This is a genomic window from Synergistota bacterium, assembly GCA_025060595.1.
In the GTDB taxonomy this organism is placed as follows: domain Bacteria; phylum Synergistota; class GBS-1; order GBS-1; family GBS-1; genus 42-11.
The window spans coordinates 82,251-100,295 of the sequence record JANXBX010000005.1; the positions used below are offsets into that span (position 1 = coordinate 82,251).

An 18,045-nucleotide genomic window follows, 5' to 3' on the forward strand; every position below is an offset into this window, starting at 1 on the left:
ACATGTAGGAAAAGCCTCTTTGCTTCTATTTAGAATATTTAAATGGGTTTTGAGAGGGAAGTGGGAGTTTTCCTCATTAAAGGAGCAAATGTCTCGAGTTGGAGTAGACTCCCTTCCACTAATAGTAATTACCTTTGCTTTTGCTGGAATGGTTATAGCAGTTCAAATGGTCGATCAGTTTATAAGATTTGGAGCAGAAAGTCTCATTGGTGGTATAATTGGCCTTTCTATTTCAAGGGAGCTAGCCCCTGTTATGACTGCTCTAATAGTCACTGGGAGGGTGGGAGCTTCCTTTGCAGCTGAAATAGGTACAATGAAGGTAACTGAGCAGATAGATGCCCTTGAGGTGATGGGGGTTGATCCAGTTAATTATCTGGTAGTTCCTAGATTTCTTGCATGTACATTCATGCTTCCTGTACTAACTATTTTTAGTGACTTTGTTGGTATAATAGGGGGATACTTTGTGGTCATGACAAGAGAAGTCAATGTCATGGTTTATAAAACTTCTTTAAGTGAACTTATGGATCCTATTGACGTTATCGGCGGCTTGATTAAGTCAAGTGTTTTTGGAGGAACGATAGCATTGGTTAGTTGTTACGCTGGTATGAATGCTTCTGGAGGTGCGAGAGGGGTTGGAGTGATGACCACAGCTGCTGTCGTGGTTTCCAATATGCTTATTTTGGTACTTAACTATTTTCTCTCAGTATTAATATTTTCTTTGAGGGTTATATGATAGTTGTTGACTCTGTTAAGAAAAGATTGGGAGGAAAAGAGGTATTAAAAGGTATATCTTTGGAAATTTTTGAAGGAGAAGCTTTTGTTATCATAGGCCCATCTGGTTGTGGTAAATCTGTGCTATTGAAGAACATAATGGGGCTTATAAAACCTGATGAGGGTAGAATAATAATAAACGATGTCGATATTACTAAAGCTTCCCGTGAAAAGCTTATGGAGGTAAGGAGGTCGATGGGTGTTGTTTTTCAGGGAGGAGCCCTTTTTGATTCTTTAACTGTTTTTGAGAACGTGGCTTTTCCTTTGAGAAAACTTTTAAATCTTCCTGAAAAAGAAGTAAGAGAGAGGGTTAAAATTGCTTTGGAGAGAGTTGGCCTTGAGGGAGTTGAAGGTTTTTATCCTGAAGAGCTTTCTGGTGGTATGAGAAAGAGAGTTGCTTTTGCTAGAGCTGTAGTTTCTATGCCTAGGATACTTCTCCTAGATGAACCTACCACAGGTTTAGATCCGGTTACTTCAGCTACTATAGATGATTTGATAATTAATCTTAAAAGAAGCCTATCTCTGACTTTAGTTATGGTTACTCATGACATGAGAAGCGCTTTCAGAATAGCTGATAGGCTTGCTATGCTTTATGATGGTTTTATAGTTTTGCAAGGTAATGCTAAAGAATTGAAGAACGGAGAAAATCCGTTCATAAAGCAGTTTCTTGAAGGGAGTCTGGAGGGACCTATATGCGTGAAGTTAGCTTAGGCTTAGTCATAGTGCTTTCTCTTTTAGCTTTGGGAACAATGATATTTTTGACAGGAGAGCTACCCTGGGAAAGAAAGGGGCACACTTTGATAACCGCTCGTTTCGATTATGTAGGAGGACTCAAGGAGGGAGATGCAGTTAGAGTTGCTGGGGTAAAGGTTGGAAAGGTTCTTTCTATTTCTATAGGTGATGACGGAGTATATGTAGTTATGATGCTTTCTCCAGAGGTAAGGCTTAGAAAAGGTAGTTTATTTACCATAGGAACTGCTGGAATAGTGGGCGAAAAGTATGTGGAGATCATACCTCAATTTGAGGGGGAGCCTTTTAAACCTGGTGAAAAGGTTGAGGGGATCTCACCTTATAGGTTTGAAGAGCTTTTAGGTGAGCTAAGGTTGTCTATACAGAGATTTGGGAGAGTCATGGATGAGGTTGAGAAGCTTATAGGGGATGAAGCTTTTAGGAGGTCTATAAAGGAGGGGACACAGAGGTTGAATGAAGTTCTTGAGGAAGCTAAGGAAAGCCTTGAGAAATTCAAAGTAGCCGCAAGCAACATTGATGAAAAGGCTTCTAAGCTTATGGATGAGCTGAGACTAACGGTTTCGGAAAACAGGAAAGATATCAAGGCTTTGGTTGAAAATCTCCGTTTAACGAGCGAAAGGCTTAGGGACTTCGCTAGTAGGTTTGCTACACCTGAAAATGTTCAAATGTTGGAGGAGACTTTGCTTTCTATTAAAAAAGCAGCAGAGGAGATTTCTTCCTTAGCTAGAGGGTTTTCGGAAAGTGATATAAATAGGACAGTAGAGGATGTTAAGTTTACCGTAGAGGAGACGAAGAGGGTAGTAGAGAGAATTAAGACCTTAAAAGTTGAAGGAGGGGCAAGATTTAGGTATGGTAAGTCTTCATTTGTAGCGGAAGAGGAAGGGTTTACTGATGTATGGTTCAGGTTGGAGCTCCCTAATGAGCAAGATAGCTTATTTGTGGCTATTGATGATTTAGGAGGAGAGAATGAATTTAGCTTCCTTCTTGAGAAAAAGATAGGGAGGAATTTTTCGCATAAGTTTGGAGTAATAAGGGGGGAGCCTGGCTATGCTATCTTTCACCAGGCTTCCCCGAGGTTTTCTTGGGAATTCACTTTGCGTAATGTTAAGGAGTTTGAGTTGGACCTCTCTTTGTGGTATAGGCTATTTTATAGCAACGAGAGAAAACTCTTCCTTTTTAGCAGGTTTGATTATCAAAGTGGTGAGTTGAGACCTTCTATAGGTATAGAGTATAGGTTTTAACTTTCAAAGAAAACTTTATACCCCTTTATTGCCGAAAAAAGATCTGCTTTACTCGAAATTTCGAAGGGCGAGTGCATGTTAAGTAAAGGTGGTCCACAGTCCACAACTTCTACTCCAAATCTTGCTAGAAACTTGGCTACGGTTCCTCCTCCACCTTCATCAACCTTTCCTAGCTCGGCTGCCTGCCAAGCTATATTATTTTCATTGAATAATCTTCTTATCCAGCCCGTGTATTCCGCATCAGCTTCGCTTCCACCGGCTTTTCCTCTTACGCCAGTAAATCTTGATATCGCAATTCCATATCCAAGTAAAGCTGCGTTTTTTATCTCGTGAACCTCCTCAAAGAGAGGGTTAACCGCAGCATGAACATCTGCTGAGATGGCCTTACTATTCCAAAGGGTTCTCTCAAGAATGAGATTAGACGAATTCCCTTCCCATTCTTCAAGAAGCTCTATTACCCACTTCCTTAGGATATTTGACTCTAGTCCGCTTATTCCAAAGCTTCCGATTTCCTCTCTATCAGCTAATATTAGGAGTATAGAGTGTTTGGGTTTTTCTACTTTCAGAAAGGCTTCTATTCCAGCAAATGCGCATATCCTATCATCTTGGCCATATCCTCCTATCATACTTTTATCAAAGCCTATATCCTGAGCTTTATAAGCTGGGACCGCCTCAATATCGGAGCTAACAAAATCTTCTTCCTCGATATCGTATTTTTCCTTTAATATCTTCAAAATTTTAAGTTTAACTTTTTCCTTTTCCTCTTTTTCTTCCTCTATAGGCATGTTTCCAACTACGATGTCAAGGGTTTCTCCTTCTATGAATTCCGAGGCTTTTTTTTCCATCTGCTTATAAGCTAAGTGAGGTAGCAGATCAGGTATTACGAATACAGGATCTTCGCTTTCCTCTCCTATTTTCCATTCTATGATTTTGCCGTTTTCCTTTACTATCCTTCCGTGAAGAGATAAAGGTATGTTAAGCCACTGGTATTTTTTGATACCGCCGTAATAATGAGTTTCAAATAAAGCTATGCCATGCTTTTCATATAAAGGATGTACTTTAAGATCTATTCTTGGTGTATCTACGTGAGCTGCAACTATCCTTAGACCTTCTTCTAGGGGAAGTTCTCCCTTAAGTGCTACTCCTATTATTTTTTCTTTAAGCTTGAATATCCTATGGGCTTTTTCTTTAAGGGCTTTTTCAGCATATCTTATAGCTTCCCATTCTGTCTTAACATTATTTAAAAACTCTTTAAATTTTTCACCAATTTTATAGCTTTCTTCTCTTTCCTCGGGAAGAAGCTTTTCCCATGCGCTTTTTCTCTTCATGCTTCGACCTCCTTTATTTGGGTTTCTTCTATCTTAAATTTTGAGATGGTTTCCTTCACGAACCTTGATATTTCCCTGAGTTCTGAAGCTGTGGAGGCTAGCTCTTCGCTAGAGGCGGTTATTTCTTGAACGCTTGCTGAAACATCCTCTATTGCTTGAGCGTTCTTTTCTGCTTTTACGCTCACTTCATTTATTATTTTAACTACTTCTTCTGAAGTTTTAACTTCTCTCGAAATTATATCCTCAAGGTCATCGATAAGTTTTTTGGTTTCACTTACTGAGGATATTATAGCTTCTACAGCAAGCTTTGATTCTTCTACTAAGCTTGTTCCCTTTTCTACAGCTTTACTGCTTTTGATCATGCTTTGAACTGCTAATTCGGTGTCTTTTCTTACCTCCTCGATAAGCTTTGATATCTGCATTGCTGCTTGTCCAGAAGCTTCAGCAAGTTTTCTAACCTCTTCAGCAACTACAGCGAATCCTCTCCCTGCTTCTCCGGCTCTTGCTGCTTCTATAGCCGCATTTAAAGCTAACAGATTAGTTTGATCAGCTATACTTGTTATTAGATCGACTATTTGACTTATCTCTCTAGATCTATCTCCAAGTTTTTTTACAGCCTCTGCTGTTGAAAGAACCTCTCTTCTAATTTCGCTCATGTTTTCAATTACGTGTTGAGAGGCTTCCTTTATTTTGATAGAAGCATCTTCAGCTTTAGCAGATGCATTTCCTGTAGCTTTCACATTTTTGTAAGCTGATTCTACTATATGGGAAAGGTTAGTTAGCGCTTGAGAGGCTTGCAGTAACTCTTCTGTTTGCTTTTTGGTGTTTTCTGTAACTTCTATGATTTTTTCTGATGTTGTAGAGGTAGCTTTAGCATTTTCTTCGCATATGTTTAATAAGATAGAGGAAGATTCGTCAAGCTTGAGGCTTCTTTGTGTTACACTGCTTATTATATCCCTAAGCGAGTTTATCATAGAGTTTAAGCTTTCACATAGGTCTCCTACTTCATCCTTTGTTAGCTTTGGTATGTAAAAAGAAAGATCTCCCAGTGCTGCTCTTTGAGCTAATCCCATAAGTCTTCTTATAGGGTTTACGATACTGTTTCCAAGTAAGATACCAATGAGAAGAAAGACAATGGCGATTACGATGCCGGCGAAAATGGACTTCTTTCTGATCGAAGATAATGGAGAAAGGATTTCTTCAAGATTTACGCCTGTTGCTACAGCTAATTTTATATCTCCGTTCTCAATATAATTTACCGCTACAAATTTTTCCTTTCCCTGAAATGCGTATCTACTGACCCTTTTTTGATTGGTTAGATCGTCTTCAAGCTTATTTAAGTTAAGCTCGCTTAAGGTTTTCCCAATATTTTCTAGTTTTGGATGGTGAACCAGCAAGCGTTTTTTAAGATCTACTATATAAGGATAAGCGCTTTCAAAACCTGTTTTGCTCTTAAGGTCTTCTTCTGATTTTTTAGTTACCTGAGATATGCTTGAAAAACGTAAAATTCCGATAAGTATTCCAAAAGTTTGAACGGGGTGTGAGAGAGCTATTCCAAACTTTTCCTCTTTTAAGTTTAGATCCAATACATTGCTTATAAAAGCTTTACCCTCTTTTCCTAAGCTTAAAGCCTTTTCTACTACTTCCCTAGGTATCTTTATGCTCTCTTCGTTTGTAGCTATCATTTTACCATTCATGTTGTAAAGCTGAAAAGCTAGAAATGAGGGATCTTCTTTAACTATCCTCATCATATCTCCTATGGCGGTTTCTGCCATATTTATAGATATAGCAGTTAAGAAAGAACCTCTTCCACTATATTCTTTCACACTTCTAAGCTTTTCTTCAATAAATGAAGAAATTTTAGTAGCTATAAAGTCTCCCATGATGCTAAAGAACCTTATGCTTAAATTTTCCACAGTTTGTCCGCTTGTATTTACGCTTATAAATGTGGAGACTCCTAAGGGGACTAAAACGCTTATGAGTACTAAAATTAATATCTTGAGGCGCAAGGAGGTTCTCATTATGGTTTCACCCCCTATTAGGTTGTTTTAGTTCTATAAAAGAGTATATCATATAAGAGTTATCTGAGGAAATAGCATGAGGAGGATTGCACCTAAAATTAATGCTATAAAGAAGGGGGTTACTCCTTTAAATATGGTTTCCATTGGAATTTCAGGGAAAATTCCTTTTATAACATAAGCGTTTATGCCCACAGGAGGGGTTATAACTCCTATCTGGGTTACAAGTACTACCATTACTCCGAACCATATTGGATCAAAGCCAAGTTTTATTACTACCGGATAAAATATTGGAATAGTTAAAAGTATCAACGCCAGAGCATCTATAAAACATCCGGATATTACATAAATCAATATTATGAATGCCATTGCAAGATAAGGGTAATTTTCAAATTGAAGAAGCCAGCTTTGAAGAGCTTGAGGTAGTCTTGTTATGGCCAGAAAGTGACCAAATACGGCTGCTCCTGCAACTACAAAGATTATCATACATGATATCCTGACACTCTCTTGAAGTGAGCGTTTTATTCCTTCCCAGGATATCCTTTTTCTTAGAAGAGAGATGATCCCTATTAATCCAGTTCCTACTGCTCCTGCTTCAATAGGAGTGAAGATTCCCTTTAGTAAACCTCCGACAACTAAAAGGAATATGAGCAAAACCTCAGAAGCGCTTAAAAGAGAAAAGAGCCTTTCTTTCCATGAACTTTTAGGGCTTTTAGAGGCTATCTGAGGGTCTATTTTAGCCCATACATATATAGCTATGGAGAAGAGAATTGAAAGCATTATTCCTGGGAGTATCCCGGCTATAAATAGTTTTCCAATGGATTGTTGAGTTAGTATACCGTATATTACGAATATTACGCTAGGGGGGATCATTATTCCTAGACTTCCCCCAGCAGCTACACATCCAGCAGCTAGAGATTCGGAGTATCCATATCTTTTCATTTCGGGTAATGCTACCATAGCCATTGTAGCGGTAGAAGCGTTTGTTGACCCACATATAGCTGCAAATCCTGCGCTCGCCCATATAGTAGCTATAGCTAGCCCACCAGGTAAGTGTCCTATGAGTTTATTAGATGCCTCATATAGCCTTTTACTCATTCCAGAATTGTGAGCTAGTTGTCCCATAAGCACGAATAGGGGAATTACTCCCAATGTGTAAGAGTTAAATGAGGAGAAAAAGTCAACTGCAAGCAGCTTCATTGCTGCGGGAAATGAAACTAGTAATCCAAATCCAATAAATCCAACGAGAGCCATAGCTATAGCTACTGGTATCTTTAGTAAAAAAAGTAGTATTAGGGTGAATGTGCCGATTGCCCCTAAAAATAAGGGGGTCAAGCTTTTTCCCTCCCTAGTTTTCTCATTTCTATTTGGATTTTTTCAGTTAGTTTTATCTTTTCTAAGAGAGGGGAAACTCCATTTATGAGGGCGAAGCCTACACATATTCCGATAATTGCGTAACTTAAATACAAAGGTATCCCAAGAGTCATTGAAACTTCACCTGAAGCTTTAGAATTTAGGCTTGAAAAGACCATACTTATAGAGAGTACAGCTAAAAATAAGGTTGTAATTGTGTGCGATAGGCGTTCTACAAGCTTCAACTTATGTTTTGACAAGATTTTGTCTATTAGGTCTATTTTTATCTGTGTTTCACTTTGAAAACTTTTGAGGATAGCCAGTGATAGCATTAAAGAGGTGAGAAACTCCGCTATGTCATAGCTACCAGGTATGGGATACCTAAATAATCTAAGTATAACATCAATGCATATTAAAGCAGTTAAGAATCCTAAGACAAGGGCAGAAAGCAAGTTTAGCTTACTTCCAAGCCATTTCATTTTTTAGTTTCCTCCTTTATAAGTTTTTTAAGGGTTTCTATTGCTTCTTTTCCGGGAACTCCTTTTTTCTGGATCTCATTCATGTACTCATCTATTACAGGTTCTACCGCTTTTCTCCATCTTTCATGTTCATCGTCAGGAAGGGATATTATTTCGTTTCCCAAGCTTAGCGTAAACTCCTTACCCTCTAAATCGCTTTCATCCCATGCTTTTCCGTGTTTTTCTACCCAATCTATGCTTATCTCTTCTAAAATCTTCTTCACATCTTCTGGAAGATTTTCCCATTTCTTTTGATTCATGACTACATACATCCCAGTTGTATAGCCTATCTTTGTACACATTATGGTGTGTTTTATCACTTCAGCTTGTTTCCAACCTTTCAAGGTTTCCATCGGGGCGAAAGTAGCTTCAACGATTCCTTTTTGAAGAGCCTCATATGCCATGCCCTGACTCATGGCTACTGGGACACCTCCTAAGGCTTTAGCAACTTTTGCACTAAATCCGGTAGTTCTTATCTTAAGTCCCTTTAGATCTTCAAGCTTATTTATTTTTATTTTAGAGTGAAGTATGCCAGGGCCATGGGCGTGTAAATATAGTACTTTGACTCCAGATAATTCTTTTGGATTTATCATGTTAAAGTATCTGTTAATCACTTTGGTTGCTGTTGTACCATCTGGGTAACCTAGAGGGAGATCGACGGCTTCCATAAGAGGGAATCTCCCACTTGTGTAGGCGAAACAAGACATACCTATATCTGCTATTCCATTCAATACGCCTTCAAAGATGTTAGGTCCTTGAAGTAGAGCACCTCCGGGAAAGTAAGATATTTCGACTTTTCCGTTGCTTCTTTTACCTACTTCCTTTATCCAGCTTTCAGCTAGGATAGATTGTATGTGAGATGGGGGAAAGAAATTTGCGTAAGATAATTTTATAACTCCCTCTGCTGAATTTAAAGGATTACCCAATCCTATTATTAAGCCTAGAAATACGCTTATTAATAATAGTTTCTTCACTTTTCATACCCCCTTTAGGTTATTTTTGTAAAATAAAAAAAACCGCCACCCGGGAAAGGTGGCGGTTTTTTTTATCAGAATTGCCGAGGAAGGAGCTTACCTCAGCAATAACGCAGCCAGCCTTTCCCGCAACTTGGCGGGCTTAAGATAATAGTAATAATAATAGTAAACGCAATAAGACTTATCCTTGAGGCTGACTGCGTTTATTATCATGCTTATATCCCCTTTCGCTTAAGTTTATATCACAGTGAAGAGACCGTGTCAAGGTTTTAGGAAAGAATTATTTTTAAATTTTTGGGAAGTTGCTTTTAGTGAATATCAGGGGCTGATTAATAGCATGTTTTGAGTTTAGCTTGACATATTGAAGTTTTTGAAGTATTCTTTATCTGTAGAGGCGTGCCTGTAGCTCAGTGGATAGAGCGTTGGACTCCGGATCCAAAGGTCGCGGGTTCAAATCCCGCCAGGCACGCCAGTGAGAGGGGACAATGAGATTTTGGAAGCAAGGATGAGTAATCTTAAAAAAGAAAAAGAAAATGTTTTAAAACCCCATTTTAATCCTCGAAAAAAGAAAGGGGTAACATTTGTTTTTTTGTTTCTTCTTAGGATAATATCATGACTTGTCATTTGGTTATCCCTCCCAAGCCTGTTACCTTGTGAGGTGATCTTTTATATGGAGAGTTTTGTTAAGGTGGGAAGGGAAAGAGTTTTTTATGGTAATTCCTCAAAGGTTCTCCCTCTGCCTAATCTTATAGAGGTTCAGAAGAACTCCTTTAAGTGGTTCTTAGAAGAAGGACTTCGTGAGGTTTTTAACGAAGTTTTCCCCATCGAAGGGTACAAGGGAGATATGGTGTTAGAGTTTGTAGATTATTACTTGGGAGAACCTAAGTGTAGTGAGTTTGAGGCAAAGGAGAAGGATCTTTCTTATCAGGCGCCACTTTTTGCTAGGTTAAGGCTGGTTAGTCGTTTAACTGGAGAAATTAAAGAAGAAGATGTATATATGGGAGATCTGCCTATAATGACTGAACGGGGTACCTTTATCGTTAATGGAACAGAAAGGGTTATTGTCAATCAGCTTATAAGATCTCCTGGGGTTTATTTTGACAAGGAAGTTGGTGCGCAGGGTAGGGAGATTTTCACAGCTAGGCTTATTCCTGACAGAGGGGCATGGTTAGAGTTTGAGCTTACACCAGGAGAGGTAATATCTGTAAAGGTCGATCGTAGAAAAAAGGTACCTGTTACTTTACTTTTAAAGGTTTTAGGTTTTAGGGATAATCAGGAAATACTAGAATACTTTTCAGAGGGTATTTACGAGGCGGAGATAATAGAAGAGCTTGTTAGAGGTAAGATTCTTGCTGAACCTGTGTTAGATTTAGAAACAGGTGAGGTTTTGATAAGAAAAGGAGAAAGATTAACTAAGGAAGATATTGAATTTTTGATCGAGAGGGGAGTTTCTAAAGTTGTTTTATATAAGGTTGATTCTGCCATAGCTAATACCTTGGAGAGAGATCCAACGGTCACTATGGAGGATGCCTTAATAGACCTTTTTAGAAGGTTGAGACCTAGTGAGCCTGCAAGACTTGAGGGGGCTAGGGAGCTTGCTAGGGCCCTCTTTGGAGACCCAAGAAGATATAATTTGGGTAAAGTTGGGAGATTCAAGCTTAATAAAAAATTAGGACTTGATATTCCTCTTGATGTGGTTACTCTGCAGAGAGAGGACATCTGTGGTATTATAGATTATCTTCTTCAGCTAAGAGACGGCAAGGGAGAAGTAGATGATATAGATCATCTTGGAAATAGAAGAGTTAGGGCTGTAGGAGAGCTCTTGCAGAACCAGTTTAGGATAGGTCTTTTAAGGGTTGAAAGAATGGTCAAGGACAGGATGAGCTTATATCCAAATGTGGGAAGCGCTACTCCTCAGGTTTTAATGAATATAAGACCTATAGTAGCTGCGGTAAAGGAGTTTTTCGGTTCTAGTCAGTTATCCCAGTTTATGGATCAAACTAATCCTCTGGCAGAGCTTACTCATAGGAGGAGATTAAGCGCTTTAGGGCCTGGTGGATTAACGAGGGAGAGAGCGGGGTTTGAGGTTAGAGATGTTCACTACACTCATTATGGAAGGATATGTCCAATAGAGACGCCTGAAGGTCCGAATATTGGACTTGTCACATCTCTGAGTACATATGCTCGTGTAAATGAATTTGGTTTTATTGAAACTCCTTATAAAAGAGTTGTGGATGGAAGGGTAACTGATGAGATTGTTTATCTTACGGCTGATGAGGAGGATAAGTATTATATAGCTCAAGCTAATACTCCTGTTGATGAAAATGGTTACTTCATAGAGGATAAGGTAATAGCTCGCCATCGTAGGGAGATCGTATGGGTTGATCCTAAAATGGTTAATTTTATGGATATATCTCCAAAACAGGTGTTTAGTGTTTCTACATCCCTTATTCCCTTTTTGGAACACGATGATGCCAATAGAGCTTTAATGGGTTCCAATATGCAACGTCAGGCAGTTCCTCTTATTAAACCGCAAGCTCCGGTTATAGGAACTGGAATAGAGAAAAAGGTTGCCTTGGATTCTGGAGCACTGGTTGTGGCAAAAAGAGGTGGCGTTGTTGAGAAGGTTTGTGCGGATGAGATAGTTATAAGAACTCCTAGTGGGGAGAAGGATGTTTATAAGCTTCTTAAATTTAAGAGGTCAAACCAGGGAACGTGTATAAATCAAAGACCTATAGTTAATAAGGGAGATAAAGTTGAAGCAGGAGACGTTATTGCTGATGGTATGTCAACTGATCATGGAGAATTAGCTCTCGGAAATAATGTTTTGATAGCTTTTATGCCTTGGGAAGGATATAACTTTGAGGATGCGATAGTTATAAGCGAGCGTTTGGTTAAAGAGGATTTATACACCTCCGTTCATATAGAGGAGTATGAGATAGAGGCTCGTGAAACCAAACTTGGTCCTGAGGAGATAACGAGGGATATCCCTAATGTTGGAGAGGATCAATTGAAGAATCTTGATGAAAATGGAATTGTTAGAATAGGGGCTGAGGTAAAAGCAGGAGATATCCTTGTAGGAAAGGTAACACCAAAGGGGGAAACGGATCTAACGCCTGAGGAAAGACTTCTTAGAGCTATCTTTGGAGAGAAGGCGAGAGAAGTAAGGGATACATCTTTAAGAGTTCCGCATGGTGAAGGTGGAAAAGTTGTTGACGTTAAGATTTTCTCTCGGGAAAATAATGATGAGCTTCCACCTGGTGTAAACAAGCTCGTTCGTGTTTATGTTGCTCAGATAAGAAAGATTTCTGTGGGGGATAAGATGGCAGGAAGGCATGGCAATAAGGGGGTTATATCTAGAATATTACCTGTCGAGGATATGCCTTATCTTCCTGATGGTACTCCAGTTGACATAGTTCTTAATCCCTTGGGGGTTCCGTCAAGAATGAACTTAGGACAAGTTCTTGAAGCTCATTTAGGCTTGGTGGCTAGAGAGCTAGGTTTTAGGGTTGCTTCTCCGGTATTTGAGGGGGCAACTGAAAAAGATGTGTTAGAGGGTCTTGAAAAGATATGCAAAATTAAGCCTTGGTTTAAACCTACAGGTAAAACTATTTTGTATGATGGTAGAACAGGAGAGCCCTTTGATCAGGAAGTTACTGTTGGTTACATGTATATGATGAAGCTTATTCACATGGTTGATGATAAAATCCATGCTCGTTCAACAGGTCCTTACTCTCTCATAACTCAGCAACCTCTTGGCGGTAAAGCTCAGTTTGGTGGACAGAGATTTGGGGAAATGGAGGTTTGGGCTCTTGAGGGATACGGTGCGGCTTATACTCTTCAGGAGATATTGACTATAAAGTCTGATGATATACCTGGAAGAATGAAAACTTACGAGGCTATAGTCAAAGGTGAGGATATTAGCGAAGCGGGTCTCCCTGAATCCTTTAAGGTTCTTGTTAAAGAGCTTCAAGGGTTGTGCTTAGATATAGAGGTAGAGCTTGAGAAAGAAGAAAAGGAATTGGAGGAGGAAAAGGGAGGATTAACCGGTGATGGAAATTAAAGGTATAAAAATAAGGTTAGCTTCTCCAGATCAGATAAGGAAGTGGTCAAGAGGAGAGGTTAAGAAACCAGAAACTATAAACTATAGAACCCTTAGACCTGAAAGAGATGGGCTTTTCTGCGAGAGAATCTTTGGTCCCACTCGTGACTATGAGTGTTATTGCGGTAAGTACAAGCACATAAAATATAAGGGAATAGTTTGTGAAAGATGCGGAGTCGAGGTAACCGAATCTCGTGTTAGAAGAGAAAGAATGGGGCATATAGAGTTAGCTGTTCCTGTTGTTCATATATGGTATCTTAAGGGAATCCCAAGTAAGCTAAGCCTTCTTTTAGGTATTCCTTCAAAGGATTTAGAGAAGGTAGTTTACTTCGCCTCTTTGCGCAGAAAAGAACAGCTTTATAAGGTAATGAGTGAAAGCAGAGGAGTATGTAAAAGAGGTGATATAATAACCGGCTCTCAGTTTAGAATTCACTCTCATTTTGATAAACAATTTGCAGCGGAGGAAGCCTATAGAGTTACTGATTTAACCGAGATTCCTCTTGAAAAGGGTGAAGTCATAACTTCTAGGCAGCTTGAGCGTCTTAAGTCTGAATTTGGTAACATGATTGATGGAGAGCCTTGTTATGAGATATTAGAAATAGACTCTACGGTTACAGGGGTTACTTATAAAGTAGGAGATCTTCTTCCTCTTTCTGAACTCGAGACAATCAAAGCCAAGTTTGGTGCAAGTAAGGTTAAAGCTGAGCCTTTTCTTATAAAAGGTGAGGAAACTTATATTGTAACAAAGGTTTTGAAGATGCCTTTCAAGAAAGGGGATTTTCTTGGGGCATCTGAGTACGAGCTTTATAGGAAGAAATATGGGGAAAAGTTTAAGGTTCGCCTAGAAACATCCAATTTAGAGGAGAGCTGTTACATAGTTATAAATCCGGGAAGCTCTCCGTTCAGGCTAGGCGACATAATTATTGAAAGCGAATATGAGCTTTGCAAGAAATATGATCCTTCCTTTGAAGCTGGTGTAGGAGCTGAGGCTGTGAAAAAGTTGCTCCAAAATCTTGACCTTGATCTTCTCGCTGAGGAACTAAGGCTACAGATAAAGGAATCCACAGGACAGAGAAGAAGCAAGCTTATAAAAAGACTTGAGGTTGTTGAAGCTTTTAAATATTCTGGGAATAAGCCTGAGTGGATGGTCTTGGATGTTCTTCCCGTAATTCCGCCAGAACTTAGACCGATGGTTCAATTAGATGGTGGAAGGTTTGCCACATCGGATCTTAATGATCTTTATAGAAGGGTTATAAATAGAAATAATCGTTTAAAGAAACTTTTAGCCCTTAAAGCTCCAGAAATAATAGTTAGAAATGAGAAGAGAATGCTTCAAGAGGCAGTGGATGCTCTTCTTGATAACGGTAGAAGGGCAAGACCAGTGGTTGGTCCTGGCAATAGACCTCTTAAATCTCTAACTGATATGCTCAGGGGCAAGAAGGGCAGATTCCGTCAGAATCTTCTTGGTAAGCGTGTTGATTATTCTGGTAGATCAGTTATAGTGGTGGGACCAGAGCTCAAGCTTTATCAGTGTGGATTGCCGAGGCAGATGGCTATAGAGCTCTTTAAGCCGTTTGTTAAAAGGAGACTTGTTGAGAAAGGTATAGCACCTAATATAAAGAGTGCTAGAAAAATGATTGAGCGAGGTAGACCAGAGGTATGGGATGTTCTTGAAGAGGTAGTTAAGGAGCACCCTGTTTTGCTAAACAGGGCCCCAACTCTTCATAGATTGAGTATACAAGCCTTTGAGCCGGTTCTTATGGAAGGTAAGGCTATAAGAATACATCCTCTTGTTTGCACCGCTTACAATGCTGATTTTGATGGGGACCAAATGGCAGTCCATGTCCCCCTATCTTACGAAGCTCAGGCTGAAAGTAGAATTATAATGTTATCTGCTAATAACCTTCTTTCTCCTGCAAGTGGTGGGCCTATAGTAACTCCTACTCAAGATATGGTCATAGGCTGTTATTATCTAACCATTGAGAGAAGCGGAGTTAAGGGTGAGGGAAGGAGATTTGTAACTGTAGAAGAAGCCTTGATAGCTTATGAGCATGGTACAGTGCATTTACATGCACCGGTTTTCTTAAGAGCAAAGGATGGTTATGTGGTTTTCGAAGATGGGAAGGTTAAGGTTGAGCCTATAGAAGACGGATGGTTTAAGACTACTATGGGTAGAATTTACTTTAATACTTTGCTGCCTAAGGAGCTGCGCTTTATTAATGAAGTTGTGGATAAAAAGAAACTCGCATCCATAGTTGAGCAATGTTATAGAGAGTGTGGCCAAAGGGTGACGGTGGAACTTCTTGATAGGATTAAAGAAACAGGTTTTCATATGGCTACTAAGATGGGGCTTTCAGTATCCATAACTGATGTTCACATCCCATCAAGGAAGCTTGAGATAGTTAAAGATGCTGAGGAGAAAACCCAGATCGTTGATGAGAGATTTAAGAAAGGGGTTATAACTGAAGAGGAAAGAATAAGAGAGAAGGAGAGAATCTGGAGCGAAGTAGTCAATAAATTGACTGATATGACTCTTGAGGAGATGGATATAATTAATCCATTTGGAATGATGGTTTCTTCTGGAGCTAGAGGTAGTCGTACTCAGCTTGGACAGATGGCTGGTATAAGAGGTCTTATGATGGATCCCTCTGGAAGAGTTATAGAGTTTCCAATAAGGTCTAATTTTAGAGAAGGATTAAGTGTTCTTGAATACTTCATCTCTACCCATGGTGCAAGAAAAGGATTAGCAGATACAGCCTTAAGAACAGCTAAATCTGGTTATCTTACGAGGAGACTTGTCGATGTGGCTCATGACATAATAATTAATGCAGAAGATTGCGGAACTGATAATGGAATAGAGATTGCCGCATTAGTTAGGGGAGGAAAAGTAATTATACCTCTTGAGGAGAGAATAATCGGCAGGTATGCTGTTGAGGATGTGGCTAATCCTAATACAGGGGGAATTATTGTTCGCAAGGGAGAAGAGATAACAGAGGAAAAAGCTAAAATTATCGTAGAAAGCGGGATAAAGAAAGTTAAAGTTAGATCACCTCTGACTTGTGCTCTTCGTTACGGAATTTGTGCTAAGTGTTATGGAAGAAACCTTGCAACTATGAGAAAGGTCGATATTGGTGAGGCTGTGGGTATAGTTGCTGCACAGTCAATTGGTGAACCTGGGACTCAGCTTACAATGAGGACTTTCCATACAGGTGGTATAAGAACCGCAGAAGACATAACGCAAGGTTTACCAAGAGCTGAACAATTGTTTGAGGTTAGAAGACCTAAGAAAGCTGCTTTTATTGCTGAGTTTGATGGAGTAGTTATTGAGATTAAGCAACAAGATGGAAGGTATAAACTTACTTTGGAAGCTGAGAATGGGACTAAGAAGGTTTATAGCATTCCAGCTACATTGCCTCTTCTTGTTGATGAAGGGGATGAAGTTAAAAAGGGAGAGCTTCTCACGGAGGGAGATCTTGATCCTCAAGAGATCCTTGCTGTTCAAGGTATAAATGCTGTTCAGAGGTATTTAGTTGATCAGATTCAGATGGTTTACAGGTCTCAGGGGGTTTCTATAAATGACAAACATATAGAAACTATAATTAGAAAGATTGTCCCACCCAACAAAGTGAGAGTTCTTAACGAAGGCGATACCCATCTTCTTCCAGGAGAGATTATATATACTGAGGACTTAGAAGCTATAGAGAAGTTTATAGATTTGGAAAATAAGAGAATTTTGGAAGACAATATCTCGCTACTTGTGGGTAAAAAGGTAGCTGAGACTGTGAAAGACAAAGAAGAGGGAGGCATTATTCTTCACAAGGGTGATATATTAGAAGAAGATATCGTTGTTGGATTAAGCTCTTCAGATTGTACTATTAAGGAGATAGCGATAGAGGACGAAGGGGAAGACGATGGTTCTTACATACGTATGATATTTGGTGAGCTTGAGTTTTCTCAAAGCGTTCTTAACAAGATTCTTGCGGAACCTGTTGTAGATGCTAATGGAAGTATTATAGCTAGAGAGGGAGAGATATTAACTCGTAGTCTCTTGAATAGGATACTCGAAAGTGGCATAAGGCAAGTGTGCATAAGGGATGAGAGCGTATTCAAAGATATTATAGGTGAGATAACCGCAGATCCAATAGTTGATTTGGATACAGGTGCCGAGTTGATTCCTGCAAATACGCTTATAACTGGAGAACACATAGATCTTATTCGTGGGAGGAGAGTAAAGGATATAAGGGTCTGGAGAAGAGTGGAACATCTCTCACTCAAAAGTAAGTTAAAGGAAAGACTCTTAACATCAGTTCTTGGAGGTACTTTCACGGCTCCATTGATGGATGGAGACAAGGTTATTTTTAAGGAGGGCTTTAGAATAGATAGCCCTGAAATAGTAAGTGCTATTATAGATGCTAATCCTGGAGCTATAGAAGTGGATGGTAAACTGATAGATATTTTAGAAATGAAAATGAATATACTTACCGATGAAGTATATGGGAAAATCCTCGCGCAACCGCTCTTAACTAAAGATGGAAAAGAGGCTTTTCCGGTAGGCCAGGAGCTCAATCAGAAGGTTCTTCAAGAAATAGCTCGTTTACCGGTAGATGAGATCGTAGTAAGAAGTTTACTTTCTGGGGTTGAAACATACAAAGTAGAGCAGAAGGTTGGATATGCTGGTCGTCAAAAGAGGAAACCTATAGTTAGGCCTCTTATGCAAGGTATCACTAAAGCTGCACTTACAACGGAAAGTTTCCTTTCTGCTGCTTCTTTCCAACAGACCGCTCAGGTTCTTACTTCGGCTGCAGTAAGAGGAGCTTATGATCCTCTGATTGGCCTTAAAGAAAATGTTATTATAGGGCATCTAATACCTGCAGGAACGGGTATAGAGCTTTACAGAAAGGTAAAAGTTAAAGAAAAGGCGAAATCTCTTAAGGAACTTGAAGCGGAAAGGGTTTTAACGGGAGAAACTATGATCAAGGGGGAGTGATAT

Annotated in this window: 10 protein-coding genes and 1 tRNA gene; 6 read left to right on the top strand and 5 right to left on the bottom strand. The window is 39.4% G+C overall.

Annotated features, from left to right (window positions below; all coding sequences use genetic code 11):
- Nucleotides 1-19 precede the first annotated feature (19 nt).
- Genes NZ900_04945 through NZ900_04955 form a run of 3 tightly spaced genes read left to right on the top strand, consistent with a single transcriptional unit; the run spans nt 20 to nt 2,762 of the window.
- Nucleotides 20-733 (top strand): ABC transporter permease, encoded by a 714-nt coding sequence (locus NZ900_04945; GenBank protein MCS7233431.1) that lies wholly within the window; start codon nt 20-22, stop codon nt 731-733.
- Nucleotides 730-1,482 (top strand): ABC transporter ATP-binding protein, encoded by a 753-nt coding sequence (locus NZ900_04950; GenBank protein ID MCS7233432.1) that lies wholly within the window; start codon nt 730-732, stop codon nt 1,480-1,482. The genes NZ900_04945 and NZ900_04950 overlap by 4 nt, the downstream gene beginning before the upstream one ends.
- The gene (locus NZ900_04955; protein ID MCS7233433.1) at nt 1,464-2,762 is read left to right on the top strand and encodes an MlaD family protein; all 1,299 of its coding nucleotides are present in this window, start codon (nt 1,464-1,466) and stop codon (nt 2,760-2,762) included. The genes NZ900_04950 and NZ900_04955 overlap by 19 nt, the downstream gene beginning before the upstream one ends.
- Here the strand turns inward: NZ900_04955 and NZ900_04960 are convergent.
- Genes NZ900_04960 through NZ900_04980 form a run of 5 tightly spaced genes read right to left on the bottom strand, consistent with a single transcriptional unit; the run spans nt 2,759 to nt 8,953 of the window.
- Nucleotides 2,759-4,090, bottom strand: a complete 1,332-nt coding sequence (locus tag NZ900_04960) for an aminopeptidase (GenBank protein ID MCS7233434.1) — start codon at nt 4,088-4,090, stop codon at nt 2,759-2,761. The genes NZ900_04955 and NZ900_04960 overlap by 4 nt on opposite strands.
- Entirely contained in the window at nt 4,087-6,111 is a 2,025-nt protein-coding gene (locus NZ900_04965; GenBank protein ID MCS7233435.1) for a methyl-accepting chemotaxis protein, read from the bottom strand. Before NZ900_04965 ends, NZ900_04960 begins: the two co-directional genes overlap by 4 nt.
- 48 nt (nt 6,112-6,159) lie before the next feature.
- Complete coding sequence (locus NZ900_04970) at nt 6,160-7,443, bottom strand: TRAP transporter large permease (protein MCS7233436.1); 1,284 nt, start codon at nt 7,441-7,443, stop codon at nt 6,160-6,162.
- On the bottom strand, nt 7,440-7,940 hold the full coding sequence (locus NZ900_04975) for a TRAP transporter small permease subunit (GenBank protein MCS7233437.1): 501 nt from the start codon (nt 7,938-7,940) through the stop codon (nt 7,440-7,442). Before NZ900_04975 ends, NZ900_04970 begins: the two co-directional genes overlap by 4 nt.
- Nucleotides 7,937-8,953: a TRAP transporter substrate-binding protein gene (locus NZ900_04980; GenBank protein ID MCS7233438.1), complete on the bottom strand. Its 1,017-nt coding sequence runs from the start codon at nt 8,951-8,953 to the stop codon at nt 7,937-7,939. Before NZ900_04980 ends, NZ900_04975 begins: the two co-directional genes overlap by 4 nt.
- 396 nt (nt 8,954-9,349) lie before the next feature.
- Between NZ900_04980 and NZ900_04985 the strand changes: the two genes are divergently transcribed.
- The 3 genes from NZ900_04985 to rpoC all read left to right on the top strand — a co-directional run bounded on the left by NZ900_04985 (nt 9,350) and on the right by rpoC (nt 18,042).
- Nucleotides 9,350-9,425 (top strand) — tRNA-Arg (locus tag NZ900_04985).
- A gap of 198 nt (nt 9,426-9,623) precedes the next feature.
- On the top strand, nt 9,624-13,016 hold the full coding sequence (rpoB, locus tag NZ900_04990; protein ID MCS7233439.1) for a DNA-directed RNA polymerase subunit beta: 3,393 nt from the start codon (nt 9,624-9,626) through the stop codon (nt 13,014-13,016).
- Nucleotides 13,006-18,042, top strand: coding sequence for a DNA-directed RNA polymerase subunit beta' (gene rpoC / locus NZ900_04995; GenBank protein MCS7233440.1), 5,037 nt, complete (start codon nt 13,006-13,008; stop codon nt 18,040-18,042). The genes rpoB and rpoC overlap by 11 nt, the downstream gene beginning before the upstream one ends.
- Nucleotides 18,043-18,045: the final 3 nt, after the last annotated feature.

Excerpts from the sequence above, each read along its gene's own strand:
- NZ900_04960 (MCS7233434.1), bottom strand. The coding sequence starts at position 4,090 with ATGAAGAGAAAAAGCGCATGGGAAAAGCTTCTTCCCGAGGAAAGAGAA.
- NZ900_04965 (MCS7233435.1), bottom strand. The coding sequence starts at position 6,111 with ATGAGAACCTCCTTGCGCCTCAAGATATTAATTTTAGTACTCATAAGC.
- NZ900_04975 (MCS7233437.1), bottom strand. The coding sequence starts at position 7,940 with ATGAAATGGCTTGGAAGTAAGCTAAACTTGCTTTCTGCCCTTGTCTTA.
- rpoB (MCS7233439.1), top strand. The coding sequence starts at position 9,624 with ATGGAGAGTTTTGTTAAGGTGGGAAGGGAAAGAGTTTTTTATGGTAAT.
- NZ900_04955 (MCS7233433.1), top strand. The coding sequence starts at position 1,464 with ATGCGTGAAGTTAGCTTAGGCTTAGTCATAGTGCTTTCTCTTTTAGCT.
- NZ900_04950 (MCS7233432.1), top strand. The coding sequence starts at position 730 with ATGATAGTTGTTGACTCTGTTAAGAAAAGATTGGGAGGAAAAGAGGTA.
- rpoC (MCS7233440.1), top strand. The coding sequence starts at position 13,006 with ATGGAAATTAAAGGTATAAAAATAAGGTTAGCTTCTCCAGATCAGATA.